Annotated in this window: 14 protein-coding genes and 1 pseudogene; 9 read left to right on the top strand and 6 right to left on the bottom strand. The window is 45.2% G+C overall.

All coding sequences use genetic code 11. From position 1 onward, the window contains the following. Complete coding sequence (locus tag PV433_RS34135) at nucleotides 1-123, top strand: transposase (protein ID WP_442951538.1); 123 nt, start codon at nucleotides 1-3, stop codon at nucleotides 121-123. Nucleotides 124-311: 188 nt separating this feature from the next. On the opposite strand, the gene PV433_RS17130 is transcribed toward PV433_RS34135, so the two are convergent. Continuing rightward, a complete protein-coding gene (locus tag PV433_RS17130) occupies nucleotides 312-653 on the bottom strand; it encodes a helix-turn-helix domain-containing protein (protein WP_332073285.1) in 342 nt (113 codons plus the stop codon). 192 nt (nucleotides 654-845) lie between these two features. Here PV433_RS17130 and PV433_RS17125 point away from each other — a divergent pair, with 192 nt between their 5' ends. The 4 genes from PV433_RS17125 to PV433_RS17110 all read left to right on the top strand — a co-directional run bounded on the left by PV433_RS17125 (nucleotide 846) and on the right by PV433_RS17110 (nucleotide 4,304). After that, nucleotides 846-1,052, top strand: coding sequence for a hypothetical protein (locus PV433_RS17125; RefSeq protein WP_332073284.1), 207 nt, complete (start codon nucleotides 846-848; stop codon nucleotides 1,050-1,052). A 56-nt stretch (nucleotides 1,053-1,108) separates the two neighbouring features. Next, nucleotides 1,109-1,315: a hypothetical protein gene (locus PV433_RS17120; protein WP_190927455.1), complete on the top strand. Its 207-nt coding sequence runs from the start codon at nucleotides 1,109-1,111 to the stop codon at nucleotides 1,313-1,315. 261 nt (nucleotides 1,316-1,576) lie between these two features. Beyond that, nucleotides 1,577-2,938, top strand: a complete 1,362-nt coding sequence (locus PV433_RS17115; protein ID WP_332073283.1) for an ABC transporter substrate-binding protein — start codon at nucleotides 1,577-1,579, stop codon at nucleotides 2,936-2,938. 34 nt (nucleotides 2,939-2,972) lie between these two features. Continuing rightward, the gene (locus PV433_RS17110) at nucleotides 2,973-4,304 is read left to right on the top strand and encodes an ABC transporter substrate-binding protein (protein WP_332073282.1); all 1,332 of its coding nucleotides are present in this window, start codon (nucleotides 2,973-2,975) and stop codon (nucleotides 4,302-4,304) included. Between the two features lie 1,258 nt (nucleotides 4,305-5,562). On the opposite strand, the gene PV433_RS17105 is transcribed toward PV433_RS17110, so the two are convergent. Further along, nucleotides 5,563-6,588 (bottom strand): hypothetical protein, encoded by a 1,026-nt coding sequence (locus tag PV433_RS17105; RefSeq protein WP_332073281.1) that lies wholly within the window; start codon nucleotides 6,586-6,588, stop codon nucleotides 5,563-5,565. Nucleotides 6,589-6,979: 391 nt separating this feature from the next. Here PV433_RS17105 and PV433_RS17100 point away from each other — a divergent pair, with 391 nt between their 5' ends. From PV433_RS17100 to PV433_RS17090, 3 genes and pseudogenes are all read left to right on the top strand, one after another. Then, nucleotides 6,980-7,630: a Vat family streptogramin A O-acetyltransferase gene (locus PV433_RS17100; protein ID WP_332073280.1), complete on the top strand. Its 651-nt coding sequence runs from the start codon at nucleotides 6,980-6,982 to the stop codon at nucleotides 7,628-7,630. 150 nt (nucleotides 7,631-7,780) lie between these two features. Continuing rightward, the gene (locus tag PV433_RS17095) at nucleotides 7,781-8,743 is read left to right on the top strand and encodes a helix-turn-helix transcriptional regulator (RefSeq protein ID WP_332073279.1); all 963 of its coding nucleotides are present in this window, start codon (nucleotides 7,781-7,783) and stop codon (nucleotides 8,741-8,743) included. A gap of 113 nt (nucleotides 8,744-8,856) precedes the next feature. After that, nucleotides 8,857-9,488, top strand: a pseudogene (locus PV433_RS17090) (type 1 glutamine amidotransferase family protein). Here the strand turns inward: PV433_RS17090 and PV433_RS17085 are convergent. Further along, on the bottom strand, nucleotides 9,470-9,853 hold the full coding sequence (locus PV433_RS17085; protein WP_332073278.1) for a hypothetical protein: 384 nt from the start codon (nucleotides 9,851-9,853) through the stop codon (nucleotides 9,470-9,472). The pseudogene PV433_RS17090 and the gene PV433_RS17085 overlap by 19 nt on opposite strands. Nucleotides 9,854-10,410: 557 nt before the next feature. Between PV433_RS17085 and PV433_RS17080 the strand changes: the two genes are divergently transcribed. Beyond that, nucleotides 10,411-11,577, top strand: coding sequence for a DUF4317 domain-containing protein (locus PV433_RS17080; protein ID WP_332073277.1), 1,167 nt, complete (start codon nucleotides 10,411-10,413; stop codon nucleotides 11,575-11,577). A gap of 280 nt (nucleotides 11,578-11,857) precedes the next feature. Here PV433_RS17080 and PV433_RS17075 read toward each other — a convergent pair whose 3' ends face one another. The 3 genes from PV433_RS17075 to PV433_RS17065 form a co-directional block, all read right to left on the bottom strand. Continuing rightward, nucleotides 11,858-12,322 (bottom strand): hypothetical protein, encoded by a 465-nt coding sequence (locus tag PV433_RS17075; protein WP_332073276.1) that lies wholly within the window; start codon nucleotides 12,320-12,322, stop codon nucleotides 11,858-11,860. 83 nt (nucleotides 12,323-12,405) lie between these two features. Continuing rightward, nucleotides 12,406-13,026 carry a hypothetical protein gene (locus PV433_RS17070; protein WP_332073275.1) on the bottom strand — a complete coding sequence of 207 codons (621 nt, stop codon included), beginning with the start codon at nucleotides 13,024-13,026 and terminating at the stop codon, nucleotides 12,406-12,408. Between the two features lie 164 nt (nucleotides 13,027-13,190). Then, nucleotides 13,191-14,633: an extracellular solute-binding protein gene (locus PV433_RS17065; protein WP_332073274.1), complete on the bottom strand. Its 1,443-nt coding sequence runs from the start codon at nucleotides 14,631-14,633 to the stop codon at nucleotides 13,191-13,193. Nucleotides 14,634-14,887: the final 254 nt, after the last annotated feature.

Below are 14,887 nucleotides of genomic sequence, written 5' to 3'. Positions count from 1 at the left end.
TTGGTCTTTCTGCCGCCTTATAGCCCAAATCTGAATTCGGTCGAAGGACTGTGGTTGTGGCTCAAATCGGATATGGTCAATAACGTCTTATTGAAAAGTTCTATAAGACTAAACTTCATGTGAGCAACTTCATGAAGTAATCAATCAGAACCCCATGGAAACAATCGATCGCTTGCTGAGTTAGTATATAACATCGAAGAAGGTGGCTACTATTTTTATCGGCCAGTTGAACTCGATTTAAGTGGGCATGCAAAAAATGCTTTTGAATGCATGCAAAATTCGCTTTACCTCTTTTTTGTATAATTATCCTATTAATATATTTTTGCCAGTTCCCTGTTTACTCTCATAAAAGATTCAATTTGATCAACAGATAAGCTATTGATGACAGCAGTTAGTTCATCAATGGCTTTTCGTTGTGCTGCAGCTGTCTCGTTCAAGCTACCTTCGAAATAAAACAACTCCATTGGCTGAATTTCAAGGGCACTAATTACCTTCTCTAATGTATCTATAGAAAAGTTACGTTCTCCTCGTTCCATTGACCCAATATAGGCATCGTCTAAGTTAGAACGTTCTGCAAGTTGCTGCTGCGTAAGACCTCTAGCTTTTCTGACGGCTCTGATTCGTTCCCCGACTAACTTGCGTAAGTCTGACATGTTACCACCTCTATTAAAGATTAGGGAAGTTCGTCAGTAAATATTAGGGTTATATAGTAATTAAAAATTATTGAAAAAGCTGCGTTTAAGTAGTATATTATTAGTAATTCCAATATTTCCTTTATTTATACTGGTTAAGCACATGATTATGAATAATGCAGTTACTAATTTTTGAAAGGAACCACTAATCCCATGAACATACAATGGCAACTCCCCGACAATACGACTTGGGAAACCAACGTCCCCAGCATCAATCAACTGCTCTTCGCCCTAGAAGTGGTCGATGCCGTGTCCATACAAGGCGTCTCCTATCAGACGGTGCAGAAGCAGCTGGTTGTGCAGGACGATCATATCTATGTAGCGGTTTCTTTGGTTCACCGGATGGCCGAAGGCCACTAAAACACAAGTCAGCCTGTTCCGGCTGATAGACAACTACGAGTAAAGGAGCCGTGAGCATGGTCATCCCTACGGAAGCATCGATTGGTTGGTTTATTGGATCGTTTGTCCTGCTGTTCGTTCTGTGCACGGTTCTGGAGGTCCGTTTCCGGAAGAAGATCCGGCTGGGGCTTGTGGATGAGAGTAAGTTCTCGCCGGAGCGGCGGGCGGAGATTAAACGGATCCGTGAGCGCATGGAGAAGAAGACCAAGGACAACGTGAATTAGAGTGGGATCGAGTAATTCGACTCCCGCAGAGCGAAACCGGGGCTAACTGCCGGAAGACATCGATTTGAAACAGCCGCCCTGATTAACCAAAAACCAGCTTTGCTAACCTATAAACTCTAAGCCTGCTAGAGGAATATGCTTCTGGTGGGCTTTTTCGTGTCGATCGCTGCCTTTACACTTCTCTTTCAAATTAAAGGGAATTTCTTACAATTATCGAATGAAACAAGTTAAGTGAAAACGAACCTTATGTAGGAGAATACAATGCCAAATCAAAATTTGAAGAAAAATAGGCTCATTGGTGGAACCATGTTCACCATTTTGTTGATAGCCATTGTCTTGTTTATCTACTACGTGATGGGCAGTCCGAAGCAAAAGGTTGATGAGGGGATCGATGAGAACCGCTCTGTTCGGCTAAAGGTCGCTTATGAACATGCGGATGGGTTTATGAGCAATTACGGGAAAGCCTTCTCGCTTCGCTATCCGAACATCTCTTTCGAGGTAGTTACTGCGGCCCCGGGGGAGAATCTGCTGTCGATCTTGGAGCCGAAAGGTGTCGCCCGCATGCTTGAAGAGGAGCAGGTGGATCTCCTATGGATGAACGCGAAATCGTATGAGCAGGCTTCGCTGGACGGGCGTCTCGCTATGTTGGATGGCTGGATGGCTCAAGATCGCTTGGATCTGGATGGAATCGATCCCGCCATCCTTACCGATTTGCGTCAACAAAGCGGGGGTCATCTGTACGGTCTTGCTCTGGAAGTGGACCGGATGGCTTTGTACTACAATTCGGAGTTGTTTGAATCGTATGGAGTCCCGTTCCCGAAGGATCGGATGAGCTGGGAAGAACTACTTCAGTTAGCTGCTCGTTTCCCGACGACGGATGGGGAGGGCCGGCCCTTGTATGGCCTGAGCGTGTCCTATCCTTCTTCGCCGGGAACATTGATCGACTTGATGGGGCGTACCAACCAATTGCAGATGATCGACCCGGTTCGCAAGACGTTTACACTGGAATCGGCAAGTTGGAAGCATGTATGGGAATTGGTTTTGGATCGCTTCAAGCGCGGAACGGTTTTGTGGGAAGACCAACCAGGCCGTAAAGATTTGTTTTTGCAAAAGCAAGTGGCCATGACGCTCCAATCCTCCGGTTTCATGAATCGCTTGCTCCAGCCCAGTACTAATCTGGCATGGGATTTGGTTACAGAGCCTGTTCATCCGGAGTTCCCTGATCGTTCCTCCACATTCGATATACCCAGGATCGTCGCCATCCGCGCCCAATCGCCCAACCAACGAGAAGCGTGGGAGTTTCTGAAAATGCTGTATAGCAAAGCCATGCTGCAGAAGCAAGTATGGACGACTGATTTGCGGCTTTTGCCTCAGAAGGAGCTCTTGTTGAACCGGGTAAAAGCCTCAGGTACCCAAGCCAACGTCAGCGCGTTCTATACGCTCAAACCGGGAACACCAGTCGTTGATCCGCTCGATACGGTATCCGGTGAGCTCAAACGAATGGTTATTCAACTGATGGACGAGGCGGCTGCCGAAGTGATGAAGGGGACCATGTCGTTGCAAGAAGCGCTTCAGGTGCTGCAGCGCAAGGTAAGTGAGGAGTATGCGCGTAAACAACGATAACAAAGGAATGCAAGAGTGAATAGGAGTCTAACCCATGAAGAAGATAGGGATGGCCTTGTGTACCCTTAGTGCAAGTCTGTTAGCGACAGGATGCTTTCAAGATACGAAAGAAAGCGAAGATCCTACTCTGAAAGTTATGTTTGGTTCGGAACAAAGCTTTTATCGTCAATATGGCGATACCTTTGCAGCCAAATTTCCGGATCTGGATGTTGAGATTGTGGTGCCGGAGTCAAGCGCGTGGACGAATGTCAAGGATTACTCGCGGTTTGTGGAAACGGAGCGACCTGATTTACTTATTTTAAATCCTAGTGATTATGATTTCCTGGCTTCCAATAAACTCCTGCTAGATCTGTCAACACTGATCAAGCGAAGTGGATTTGATCTGGACCCGATCTCTCCGGTGGTCGTGACCTATTTGAAGTCGGCGACAAACGACGGAGGGCTGTATGGGTTAACCCGCAGTTTTACGAGCAATGTGCTGGTATACAATAAAGATTTGTTTGAGCGTTATGGCTTAGCGGAACCGACAGGTTCGATGAGCTGGGAGCAGTTGTACAAGCTGATGGACCATTTTAACCGAACCGCCCTCGCTGGTGAACGGGTCTATGGTTATGAGGCTCCGAATAACATGCATCCTTTTCATTTCGTTCAAACGATCGCATCCAGTGGCGGGCTTAGCTTTGTTAATGTTGAGTCGCGGCAAGTATCATTGAACACAACGGGCTGGAGAAATGCTATTCAACTGGTAACGGACGCAATATCCAGCGGAGCCCTCGGAGGGAAGCGGGCGCAAGAAGGCGCTAGAAACTATATAACGGAAGCGGACCTGTTTGCGAAAGGGAAAGCTGCGTTAAAAGACGGCAACTTTCAGACGGTGAGCGAATGGATCAACAATCCGCCTCCATTTCGTTGGGGGATAACGGGAGCGGTTGCGTATAAACCATCCGAAGAAGCCACGGCGAGCCTGTTTAGTTCCAGTGAGATCTTTGCCATTTCCGCAAAAGCCGACCATAAGGAAAACGCCTGGCGTGTGATCCAATACTTGAACAGCGACGAACTTGCACGTTCTGAGTCAGGTATACGGAACGGAATGCTGCCCGCACGGCAGGATTACGCTCCGGAAATCGCCGGACACGATGTCGGAATGTTTTATAGAATTGCGAGTCCTGGGCCGAGTGTAAAGAGAGACCCGCTGTTTGATTTTTTGGATTTGCCTGAGGCGTTTACCAAAGTAATGGCCTCCATCATACTGGAGGAATTCGACAGTGTGCTGGATGGGAAGAGCACGGTGGAGGAGGCGCTCGAGCGCATGCAGCTGCGGGAGCAGGCGGCGCTTGATGCAGCTGTGGTGGAAGAAAGCAAGTGATAGGGTGGTTCAGATATAGAACGGATTCAGAAGCCATTGAGCCAATCACTAATATTCGTGTGTTATCGAGTCTATGACACTTCCTGCCTGCTAGAGGGCCAAGGACAACGTGAATTAGAGTGGGATCGAGTAACTTAACTCGGAAGAGCGAAACCGGGGTTACCTGTCGGAGCATCAAAAGATGGCCGCTCTGAATAACGACAAACCAACTTTGCTAACCTATAAACTCTCCAAGCCTGCTAGAGGGAAATGCCTCTGGTGGGCTTTTTCGTTTGGATCGCTGCCTGTACATTTCACATTTTAAAAGAAAAGGAATTTCCGCAAAAGTTGAAGAAAAACAGGCTCTTTGGTGGAACCGTGTTCACCATCTTGTTGATAGCCATTGTACTCTGAAAAAGCAAGAATGGACGACTGATTTGCGGCTTTTGCCTCAATCGATCGGATCAGCGTCCGAATTCCCGGTTTGAATATATAAACACACTGACGTTGGCTATTGAATGGACGAGGCGGGTGCCGAAGTGATGGAGGGGACAATGCCGTTGTCAAGAAGCGCTTCAGGTGCTGCGAAGATCCTACACTGAAAGTCGCAACGCAGACAGGAATCGTAAGTTCGTATATTAAGAGAGTGGCATCACGATGAGGGCATGGTGTGCCGAAAATAGACAACCGTTGTCAACTGAAATACTGGCTCTGCAAAATATTTCTGCATAAGGAAAGGCGCCCACTGGACGCCTTCGACTTTTATTTCTTATGAACTAAGGATATTATAATTTCCATTTACATCCATGATGATTCTAGTTATAAAAGATAGTGTTCCACCACCGCCGGCTAGAAACGTAAGCTGTGTATTACCACCAACATGTCCTGCACTTTTCGATGGTTCAACCAAAAGTGTAAAAGGAGCAGGAGTTCCTGCGGTGCAGGACGGGGCACAACTTACTGAGACTGGAGCTGTATGACTTGGAGTTTTCATACTACCCGTGACTCCGAAACCAGTAATTGTATTGCGTTAGTACTCCCATTTCCCATAAACGGTTTGAGCATAGTATATTAAATTTGATCTATTTCTGGATGTTGAACCATTCTGATAAGTTATCACATCTTCAATAGCGAGCAACGAAGCATCCGTGGTATTCTCTGTCAACGGAGCTAAAAGACTATATCTGCCGTCTGAATTGACTCTCACTTTATCAATCAAAAATATGATTAAATGAAATAAGGCACTTTGCTTGCTACATGTAAGCAAAGTGCCTTATTTTCAGGAGATGATATTCATATCTTTATCGAATCTCTTTAACTTACCATCCTCATTCCTTAACCAAGTCATAACCCTATCGGAAGAGGCATCATATAATTGATCATATGATATTCCAAACGGTCTGAGGTAGAACGAAAGATACTTAGCATATTGTGATTCGACCCAATCATCAAATATCGGTTTCGATGACATTCCTTGAAGTGGTAAAGGTATAACTGTTACGGGTTCTCTATCTTCCGAAGGAAGAATTGAAGTGTATTTCGGAGTTCGATTCATTAACGTGGAGTTATACATCGCTTTTGCTACTAGCTCGTTAAATTGAATAGGAACTAATTGTACTCCATCAAATTGATCGTAGTATTTTTGCAACATTTCTTTATGAATTCCATTATCTTGCAGGTGGGCGATAATTCCTATGTTACCAATTCTCAGGGAAAAGGTAAGCGTGACGAAATTATCTATATAATCGAAGTCCGTTTTTTCCCCGCTTGGCAAGAGTTCAACAATAAAAATGGACCATGGAAGAGTTACTTGGAAGTCGAATGGCTTCCGGATAGATTGTAAAAACATATGTAGTGTCTGATATCTTTCCAATAATTCTGGAGTTGCTATTTTCCCCTGCGTCGGATCAGATCTGTCAATGTTAAGTGACAATTCCTTGAATAGAATACCGTAGTAAATCTTCCCAATCCATTGAAAGAGTCTTAAGGGATCAAGTTTCTTAAATTCAGAGTATCCGCTATCGAAGGCTTCCTGTATTTCTTTCTCTAAATCAGATAGGAGCTCGTTATTACATGTTTTACAACAGGGGATAGTAAGTAGCTTGTATGGCAACTCCGTTTGGTTTAGCAAAGTAATTCGTTGATTCCACAAATCAAACTTATGCTGAAGCCACTTTGGGAAAACATGCTCAACAGTTTTATCATCGGAAAATGGGGATCCACATAAAAAACAGTTATCGTAACTAAAGGTCATATTTGAAAAGGGATCGTAGAAAGCATCGGGTTGGTTGTTTTCTTCGCTCATAGAACTTCCTTCCAGGCAGTGTATTCTAATTCTGAGAATACCACACTAGTTTATATGTAACAAGTTGGTAGTTATACAGTAGGGGCCTCCAAATGAAGGTTACAAATAGGGTATCATTGTAAGAGATGTTTGTGTCGGGTGAACACTGTAGCATCTCAGAAATATTTTCTACGATCAGCACTCATCCCATGTGGAGTGCTTAATATTGAAGGTTCGAGATGAATAGATGAGATGTGACAGTATTGCTCGAGTATATTTCAAAATTGGTTTTTTTGTAGTAGTAATTATTTTAGAAGCTCAGACGATAATTACATCTGAGCTTCTTTACAGTTATATAGCTAGTGATATACGATGGGGCAAGTTAAATAAGTATTAGAGAGGAAATGTAAGTATGACGATAGCTCCGGATAAAAATAAGCTTTATCCCAATGAAAATATTAGATCCGTTTGTTACATTAAAAATCTACCAAGTAGACCAAACGTTGAGATTGGCGATTATACTTATTACAGCGACAATACAAGCTCACCAGAGAATTTCTATAACAATATTCAGCATCATTATGACTTTTTAGGTGATAAACTGGTTATCGGTAAGTTTTGCGCCATAGCTGAAGGGGTTACTTTTATAATGAATGGTGCTAATCATCGGATGGATGGTTTTACAACATATCCCTTCAATATTTTTGGTGGAGGTTGGGAAAAGGTCACTCCAACGATAGAGCAGTTACCTTTCAAAGGCGATACTTTCATTGGCAATGATGTATGGCTGGGACAACATGTCACGATTATGCCGGGGGTAAAAATTGGTGACGGTGCGATTGTTGCTGCTAACTCGACTGTTGTAAAAAACGTTGAACCTTATACCATTGTTGGCGGCAATCCTGCAAATGTTATTAAGAAGCGTTTCAGTGACGAGATGATAAAATTATTGTTGGAGCTTCAATGGTGGAACTGGGATGAGAAAAAGATATTTGAACATCTGGAGCAATTAGTTTCGGTTAACGATATTGCCACACTTAAGAAGCTACTGAATAAGGAGTAGTATAATTAATAGCAGGTCAAACTCCTGCAAATGGGCATGTTTTAATATCCCTTTCACCGTGCAGGTGATTCGCAAAGCTAATAATTTAAGTGAGATCCCGGAGAATATTTATTAAATATTGAGGTTTAATAAAAGGTGAGGGTTCAAGTTATGCCCAAAAACGATAATATGCTGGCCATTCTATGGATGCTGAATTCGGGCGTAAAAATGACTGCAAAACAAATATCCGAAAAGTTAGAAATAAATATACGAACAGTTTATCGGTATATTGATGCACTATGTGCCAGTGGAGTGCCTATAATATCCGACACAGGTCATAATGGCGGGTATAGTTTGCCAAATCATTTTATCAGAGCACCTCTGCTATTTGATATTGAAGAAAAAAAGGCACTCCTTCATGCTGCTGTTTTTGCAAAAGAAGCCGGATACCCTTTGAGTGAGGCATTAGGCAATGCGACATCAAAATTGAAAATGTATTCGAATCAGGAGCAGGAAAGTATACTTAGCCGTCATTTAGCCGGATTTGAAGTTATAAACCGCAGGGGAGACCCTTCTGTTCAGCCGGTATTGGCGGAATTGGAGCAGGCTGTAGCAAACGAATTCTCTGTAGAAATTGATTATCGCACACGCCGTGATGATCAACCCAAGAATAGGGTGATAGACCCCTATGGAATGGTTTACTGGAACAATAAATGGTATACTGTTGCATTTTGCCACCTAAGGAATGAAATCCGCAGCTTTCGGGCAGATCGGATTCTACAAATCAAGCGTACTCCAATCATATTTAAGCGTTCCGAAGCTTTTTCGGCCCGTGAATTTTTTATGCAAAATCTGTTACCTGATTTGGTGGGGAAGGACGGGTTAGTTTCTTTAATTATCGGAGGCAGGTCAGAGGCACTCGATGACTTATGCCTGCATTGGTTTTTGGGGCATCATCTGAAAGAGCGGACATCAAATCAAGCAATCTTTTTACTTGAGGAAAAATCAATTCATATATATGTCCCTTATTTTCTCCTATCTTACGGGAAATCCATTCAAGTAATCGAACCACAGAGTTTGAAGGAAAAACTTGTTGCTGTTGCGTCGGAGTTAATGGAATATTATCAACTTTAATAACTTCACTGACAGCAGATGTCAGTGAAGCTATTTTATAATGATGATAATCATGGATTACCGATGGATGGTTGGTATCACTTGATGAATTGTAAAATAAGGAGAACTTGCAAATGAACAATACGGTATATCTTTATGTGTTTGACACAATGGCGGACTGGGAAATAGGTTACTTAACTGCCGAACTGAACTCGGGAAGATATTATAGGGGCTGGCCCCATCAAAAATAGTTACCGTGGGAATTGAAAAGACTCCTGTAACTACAATGGGCGGACTTACAATACTGCCTGACATCAAACTGGATGAGTGCAGAATCGAAAGCACAGATACATTGATTTTACCCGGTGGAGATACATGGACAGAAACAATTCACCAACCCATCTTAAAAATCGCCCAGAGGTGTTTAAAGGAAGGTATATTGGTTGCAGCGATTTGTGGTGCTACAATGGCACTTGCCCAGACCGGATTGCTGAATTCACGCTGGCATACAAGCAATGATCTGGCATACCTTAAAATGATCTGTCCCACTTACACGGGCGAAAAGTATTACAAAATGGAGTCTGTTGTAACTGATGGAAAACTGATCACTGCATCTGGAATAGCTCCGTTGGAATTTTCTGTACACGTCTTAAAAGCTCTGGGTGTGTTTTCTTCAAAAACATTAGATGCCTGGTATAGTCTTAATAAGACTCATGAATCCAAATATTTCTATAGTCAACTTAAACATCAACCATTTTTTAAATAATTCTGATCTTCGTTCAACTTTTCCAACCATTTTTCAAGCGTCTGTTTTATCTCAAACCTATCCCTTGAACTAATTTCCATTAGCGTATCCCATTTCCCATTAGTGATTGCTAATCCATACTCGCCGCTCGCTCTTGAATCTGGATACCACCCTAAAACAATATGTATCCTTCTATTTTCATCTTTAGGTACATTCCAACTCCCTTTTTCAAGTTCCATTTTACTTATTTGAAGTAGGTCTTGTGTAAAGAATGTCCAATTTGTTAAGAAATCATCTTCATTGGGGTCTGATATCGGCTCAACATCATAAAACCTATTATAATAAATAGCGAAACCTTGTGGTATTCTTAGTTCCATTAAATTCATGTTATCATTCCAATCTAATAAAATTCGTGTTTTATTTACTTTTGTTATCTTTGGACCTCTGTCAAGATAGTAGACACAGAATTTAATGATTTAACGTATTAAAGTAGTACTGGCATTCAAAATCAGATGGCGTGCTGTATCCGATTGATGAATGAATGCGTTCATGGTTGTAATGTCGAATACTATACATCTGGAGTTCATCCTTTCTCTCTCTAGTGTGTGGTAGTGGTACTAAACACTTCGAGATTTGGGGAGGTACTCCTTTTTTTATGCCTTAAAATTTCAAGCCCAGTAAGGCTTTCGATTTATGAAATTGATTCAGAGAATAAATGCAATTACTGTTGAAAAAGCAATCTTTCGAAAATATACCATGTCGCCAAGGGGCTACCCGCTTCATACGGCATCATTATCACCGTCTGAACACATGTGGAGTGTGTGGTGGTGTTGGTTTGGAACGGAACTGAAGAGAAGCAACATTAACAGCCCTCCTAGCGAAGGGCTGTTATATCGTTTATACTGATAAAACCAATTTACTCTTAGGAGTTGTCTAGCGAATCATGATAAAGAAAGAAATCGCGCATATACGCAAGCAATTTAAGCTGGATCACGAGATGATGACTATTAACCACATTCTCAACGTGTATATTATGAAGGATAGCAACGAGGTCTATCATTGGGAGCGCCAGGCGTTTGCTCTGGTGGATCGAGAGAAGCAGGAGCTGTATATGGGGAATTTCAAAAAACTGCTGACCGGAGAATTGGATCAGAAATTGTTCGAGTTGAAGTTTCAGGAGGAAGCAGAGGATCCAACGCGAGTGCTGCTTCACCAAGGTTTGGTGACAGGCGATCCTGAAGAATGGAAGGACCTGATGCTGCTGTTGGTGGATAAAATGTTGGTGGATGCCAAGTATGAACAGGATACAGTAGTCACGTTCGTTCATGGACAGTATTTCCGGCCGACCAAGGGCAGAAATGAAGAAGCCGAAGAGAGCGGGAAGGACGAACTGTTCGCGAATCCGTTCATTCTATGCAGCGTGAATTCCACGGAGAAGCAAAAGAAAACCCTCCTGTTCGATTATGTGGAGAGGGAATTTAAGTACAATGTCATCGTAGATCCGATTATCAAGTTAAGTTCGCCGGAGCACGGGTTCTTTTATCCTAGCGTGACGGATAACTATTCTGATGTGAACCGCATTCTGTATTGTACGGCAAAATCGAATTATCCGGATCAGCACTTCATCGAACAGGTCTTAAATGCCGAAAGATCCATGACGGCCATGGAAGAGAGGGCTATTTTCGAAGACATCGTGAAGGAAGTGGCGGGCGAACAACTCGACGTAGCCACTCTCGCACAGGTGTACGAGGAGATCCACCAGGTAATCGAAACCAACGAAGATGAGGAAGAACCCCCGAAGTTGGATTATAAAGAAGTGGAACGTGTACTGACCGTAAGCGGCATAGAGAACGTGACGACGGAAAAAGTGGAACGCGCGTTTCAAACGATCGTCGACGATCGGAACTATGAAATGAAGGCAAGCAGCGTTATGCCGAAATTCACTTCAAAATCGATTAAGATCGATACCAAGGTAGCCTCGATTTCGGTCAGCCCGCAGGATTTAAAGTATGTGAGACAGGTGAATTATCAAGGGAAACGATGCATCCTGATTGAGATCGACGAAGATGCCGTAATCGAAGGATTTACGCTCAGTACAGAGACGTTATAGACTTAGTTGACAGCGTTGGTTCATGCGGTTGCAGCCTTTGAATAGGTCGGCGCAATGAGATATGACAGTATTGCTCAATTAAGACTGTAAATAGATATACGAGACATGTGAAGGAGGTAAAAACCCGATCACATACGGTCGGGTTTTTGTTTTCCCAAAATTGTAGACGGATTATAGACGAGGGTAGATAAAGAGCTGAATATCTTTAAATGTCGCAGAAAAGTTATCTACAAATAAAATCAATATTACGTTTAAGTTTTACACTTAGTGCTTTGGATGGTCAAAAGACAATTTCCGATTCTATTTGTGAATAGATATGCGTGAGGGTATTGTCTCGTTCTACATATCCATGTACTTCACTGATATAAGAGAAATTCTCTATTTTCAAATTGACAACACTATAGCTGCAGCGATTATTATCCGTGATGAATGCAGCATAATCTTCAAACAGTTGAACGTGATTCCCGTAGCCAGTCATTCGGTCCGTATGAATCTGCTTCATCAGACGCTTCTTATACTTGCGAACGAAGAATATCATAACGATTAAAAGAGCGGCAGAAACGAACAATAAGGCTATGATGACGATATCCGTTCTTTTATGTGCAATCTCGAGCTCCTTAGGTATTTTTGACCACAGGATCTGTTCTTTTTGTTCGCTTGTATTCTCACTGAGTGTTAAGTTATAGGTTTCGATTTGTTCCTGATTAAATTTGATCAGATTTTCACGTTCAACTTTTTCATCCATATAGCGGGGAATTCAAACGAGCCGCCTTTTCAGGTTTTCTGAAAGGCGGCTCGCTCTATTTTGCGGGATCGTGCCGGATTCCGTTACTTGCGCTCAAGCGTGTGTCGACTGACGAACCGGTCAATGATGCCGCGTCCATCCTCGTTCTCCTCCGGCTGTTCCGAAGCTCCCTTGACGATATGCTCAAGCGAAGCGCTTAATTGCTTCTCGTACTCGACGGCGTCGTACATGAACCATAAAGGTACGTTTATAGCTTCCTGCAGCCGCATAACCGTGTCCTCGATAGAAGGATCGGCTAAAATCTCCCTCAACTTCGCGGCACCGACCGTCAACTGGAGCGAACGGATGAGCGTTTCGGCATCGGCCGTCTCGGCATCCAGCTCGTATACGTCGAGGCCGGGTCCGGCTACATGGGTAGCGATCGTTTCGCCGTTTACCGCTACGGTGAGCTCCAGCACATCGTCGTCGAAGTAGCCGACGGACAGCACGGGCGAGCCTGTCAGCGAGGAGACGTTCTCCGCTTCTTCAACGACATTTCCCCAGCCGTAATCGTCTCCAAGAATAGAGACCCAGCCCGGTGCGATGCTTCCGACATAGTAGCGGCCGGGAATCGGGTCATTTGCCGCGGGAAGCTCCCGGAATGCCGCTATAACCGCCGCCGTATCCTCAGACCTTACTTGCAAATTGCCGAATTTCGTCCCCATCGGGTTGCCCCTTTCGCGTTCTGTATGCCTTTCTTTTCGCGGGAACGGTTAGTTTCTCCTGCTTGCATAAGGAACTGAAACGTAAGGAATTGACGACAAATCGGACGCTGCGAAGCGGCAGAGCGTGATTAGCATTTACGAAGCTTAATCATTTATATCCGTCCCTACCCACCCAATAACTCCAAAAACTCCCCTACCCGCTTCTCCGTCGATTCCCGTGTCTCGATCCCCATCAAATAAGAAGCCAAGATCGACTGCAGGCGGCTCTTCTGCTCCTGGCTCATGTGCAGGTCGGTGAGCAGGCTGTAGCTCGGCTCCAGCTCCTTGAAGAGCCTGTAATTGTCCGGGCGGTAGATGCCGGCTCCGCCAGCCTTGTTCTCTTGCTGTTCGTCGCCTTGCTGCTCGTCGTCTTGCTGCTCGGCCGCTTGCCGCAGGGCCGGGATGCTGTAGGTGCGGGTGCGCATGTAACGCTGGGTGGCCTCCGAGGTCAGGTGCCGGATGAACAGCTCGGCCGCTTCCGGGTTCGGGGTGTGCCGGTTGATGGCGAAGCCGATCGAGAGCAGCAGCGTCTTCGGCGCGTTCACGTAAGGCAGCGGGGCGAGGTCGAATTCGACCGATGTGCCGCGCAGCTTGTTCAGGTTAAAATAGGTGGTCATGATGACCGATATTTTCTGCTCGGCGAACAGGCGCTCGACGTGGATGTCGTGCTCGGACAGCAAGAGCGAGAACAGGCGCTGGCGGTGGACCAGGTCGTAGCAGCTCTGGATGCTGTCCATCAGCCGGGCCGTCTGTTCCTCCCGGTGCCGGGGGTCCAGCTCCCCGAACGTCAGGCCGCTTTGCAGCATAAAGACCGGCCAGCGGTTGTCCGTCACCGGGTAGAAGTAAAAGCCGAGCTTGCCGCTGTCGCTCTGCTCCAGCTGATGGAGCAGCTCCATAAACCGGCTCCACGTCCATTCCCGGGGCGGGGCGGTCCAGTCGAGCTCTGCGAAGTGCCGCTTGTTGTAAGCCATCACCACCGGCGAGAAGATGACCGGCTGCACGTACAGCTCCCCTTCGTATGTAAAAGGAGGGGTCAAATAGTCGTAGATCCCTTCCGCCGGACGCAGCGGCAGCAAGTAGCTGCCGATAGGGGCAAGCTTCTCGGCCAACTGGCCGAAGTTGATATAGTTCATCGCGATCACGTCGACGATGTTGTTCTCCAGATAATAGGTCGCGACCTCGAGATAATCGTAAAATTGCAGCGGGATGAGCCGTACCTGAATGTGCGGATGGTTGGCTTCGAACTGTCCGATCAACGCAGGGAGATCCATATCGGTTGCCATCGAAGGATAGTACCCGACGGATAAAGTAACCGGCTGCTGTCCGCCGGGAAACGCTCTCACCCGAATCCCGACCCGCGGAATCCGTTCGACCAGCCCGTCCTGAACGAGCTGCTCCAACCCTTTCTGTACCGAATTGACACTGAGCTGGTATTGCTTGCTGAGCTGCGGGATCGCCGGAAGGTAGGCGTCCGGCTCCAGCTGTCCGCTCTCGATCTGCTGCCGCAGGCTATCTACCATATCTTTCAATCGATCCCGAAAGGTCGATCGGCTAGGTTTGCTTGACACTGGGGAACCTCATTTCCGGGAAAATCTGGTCTCGTCCTCCGATCATACCGAACGAAACTGCCAGTTGACAAGCACCGGGTCCTGTCATAAAATCACTTACATATGATACAGATATGATACAGTACATAGGGAGGAGCGTCAAACGGTTTCGATCGATCGATGGATCCAATCACGAGCTATCCGCTTGAGAGGATGGAAGTGCAGCAGAGCAGTAGAGCAACAGTGCAGGGTGTTTTACGCAAGCGTTCTCAAAA

Source organism: Paenibacillus sp. GYB004, from assembly GCF_036577605.1.
GTDB lineage: Bacteria > Bacillota > Bacilli > Paenibacillales > NBRC-103111 > Paenibacillus_AB > Paenibacillus_AB oceani.
This window is presented reverse-complemented; position numbering and strand designations above follow the sequence as displayed.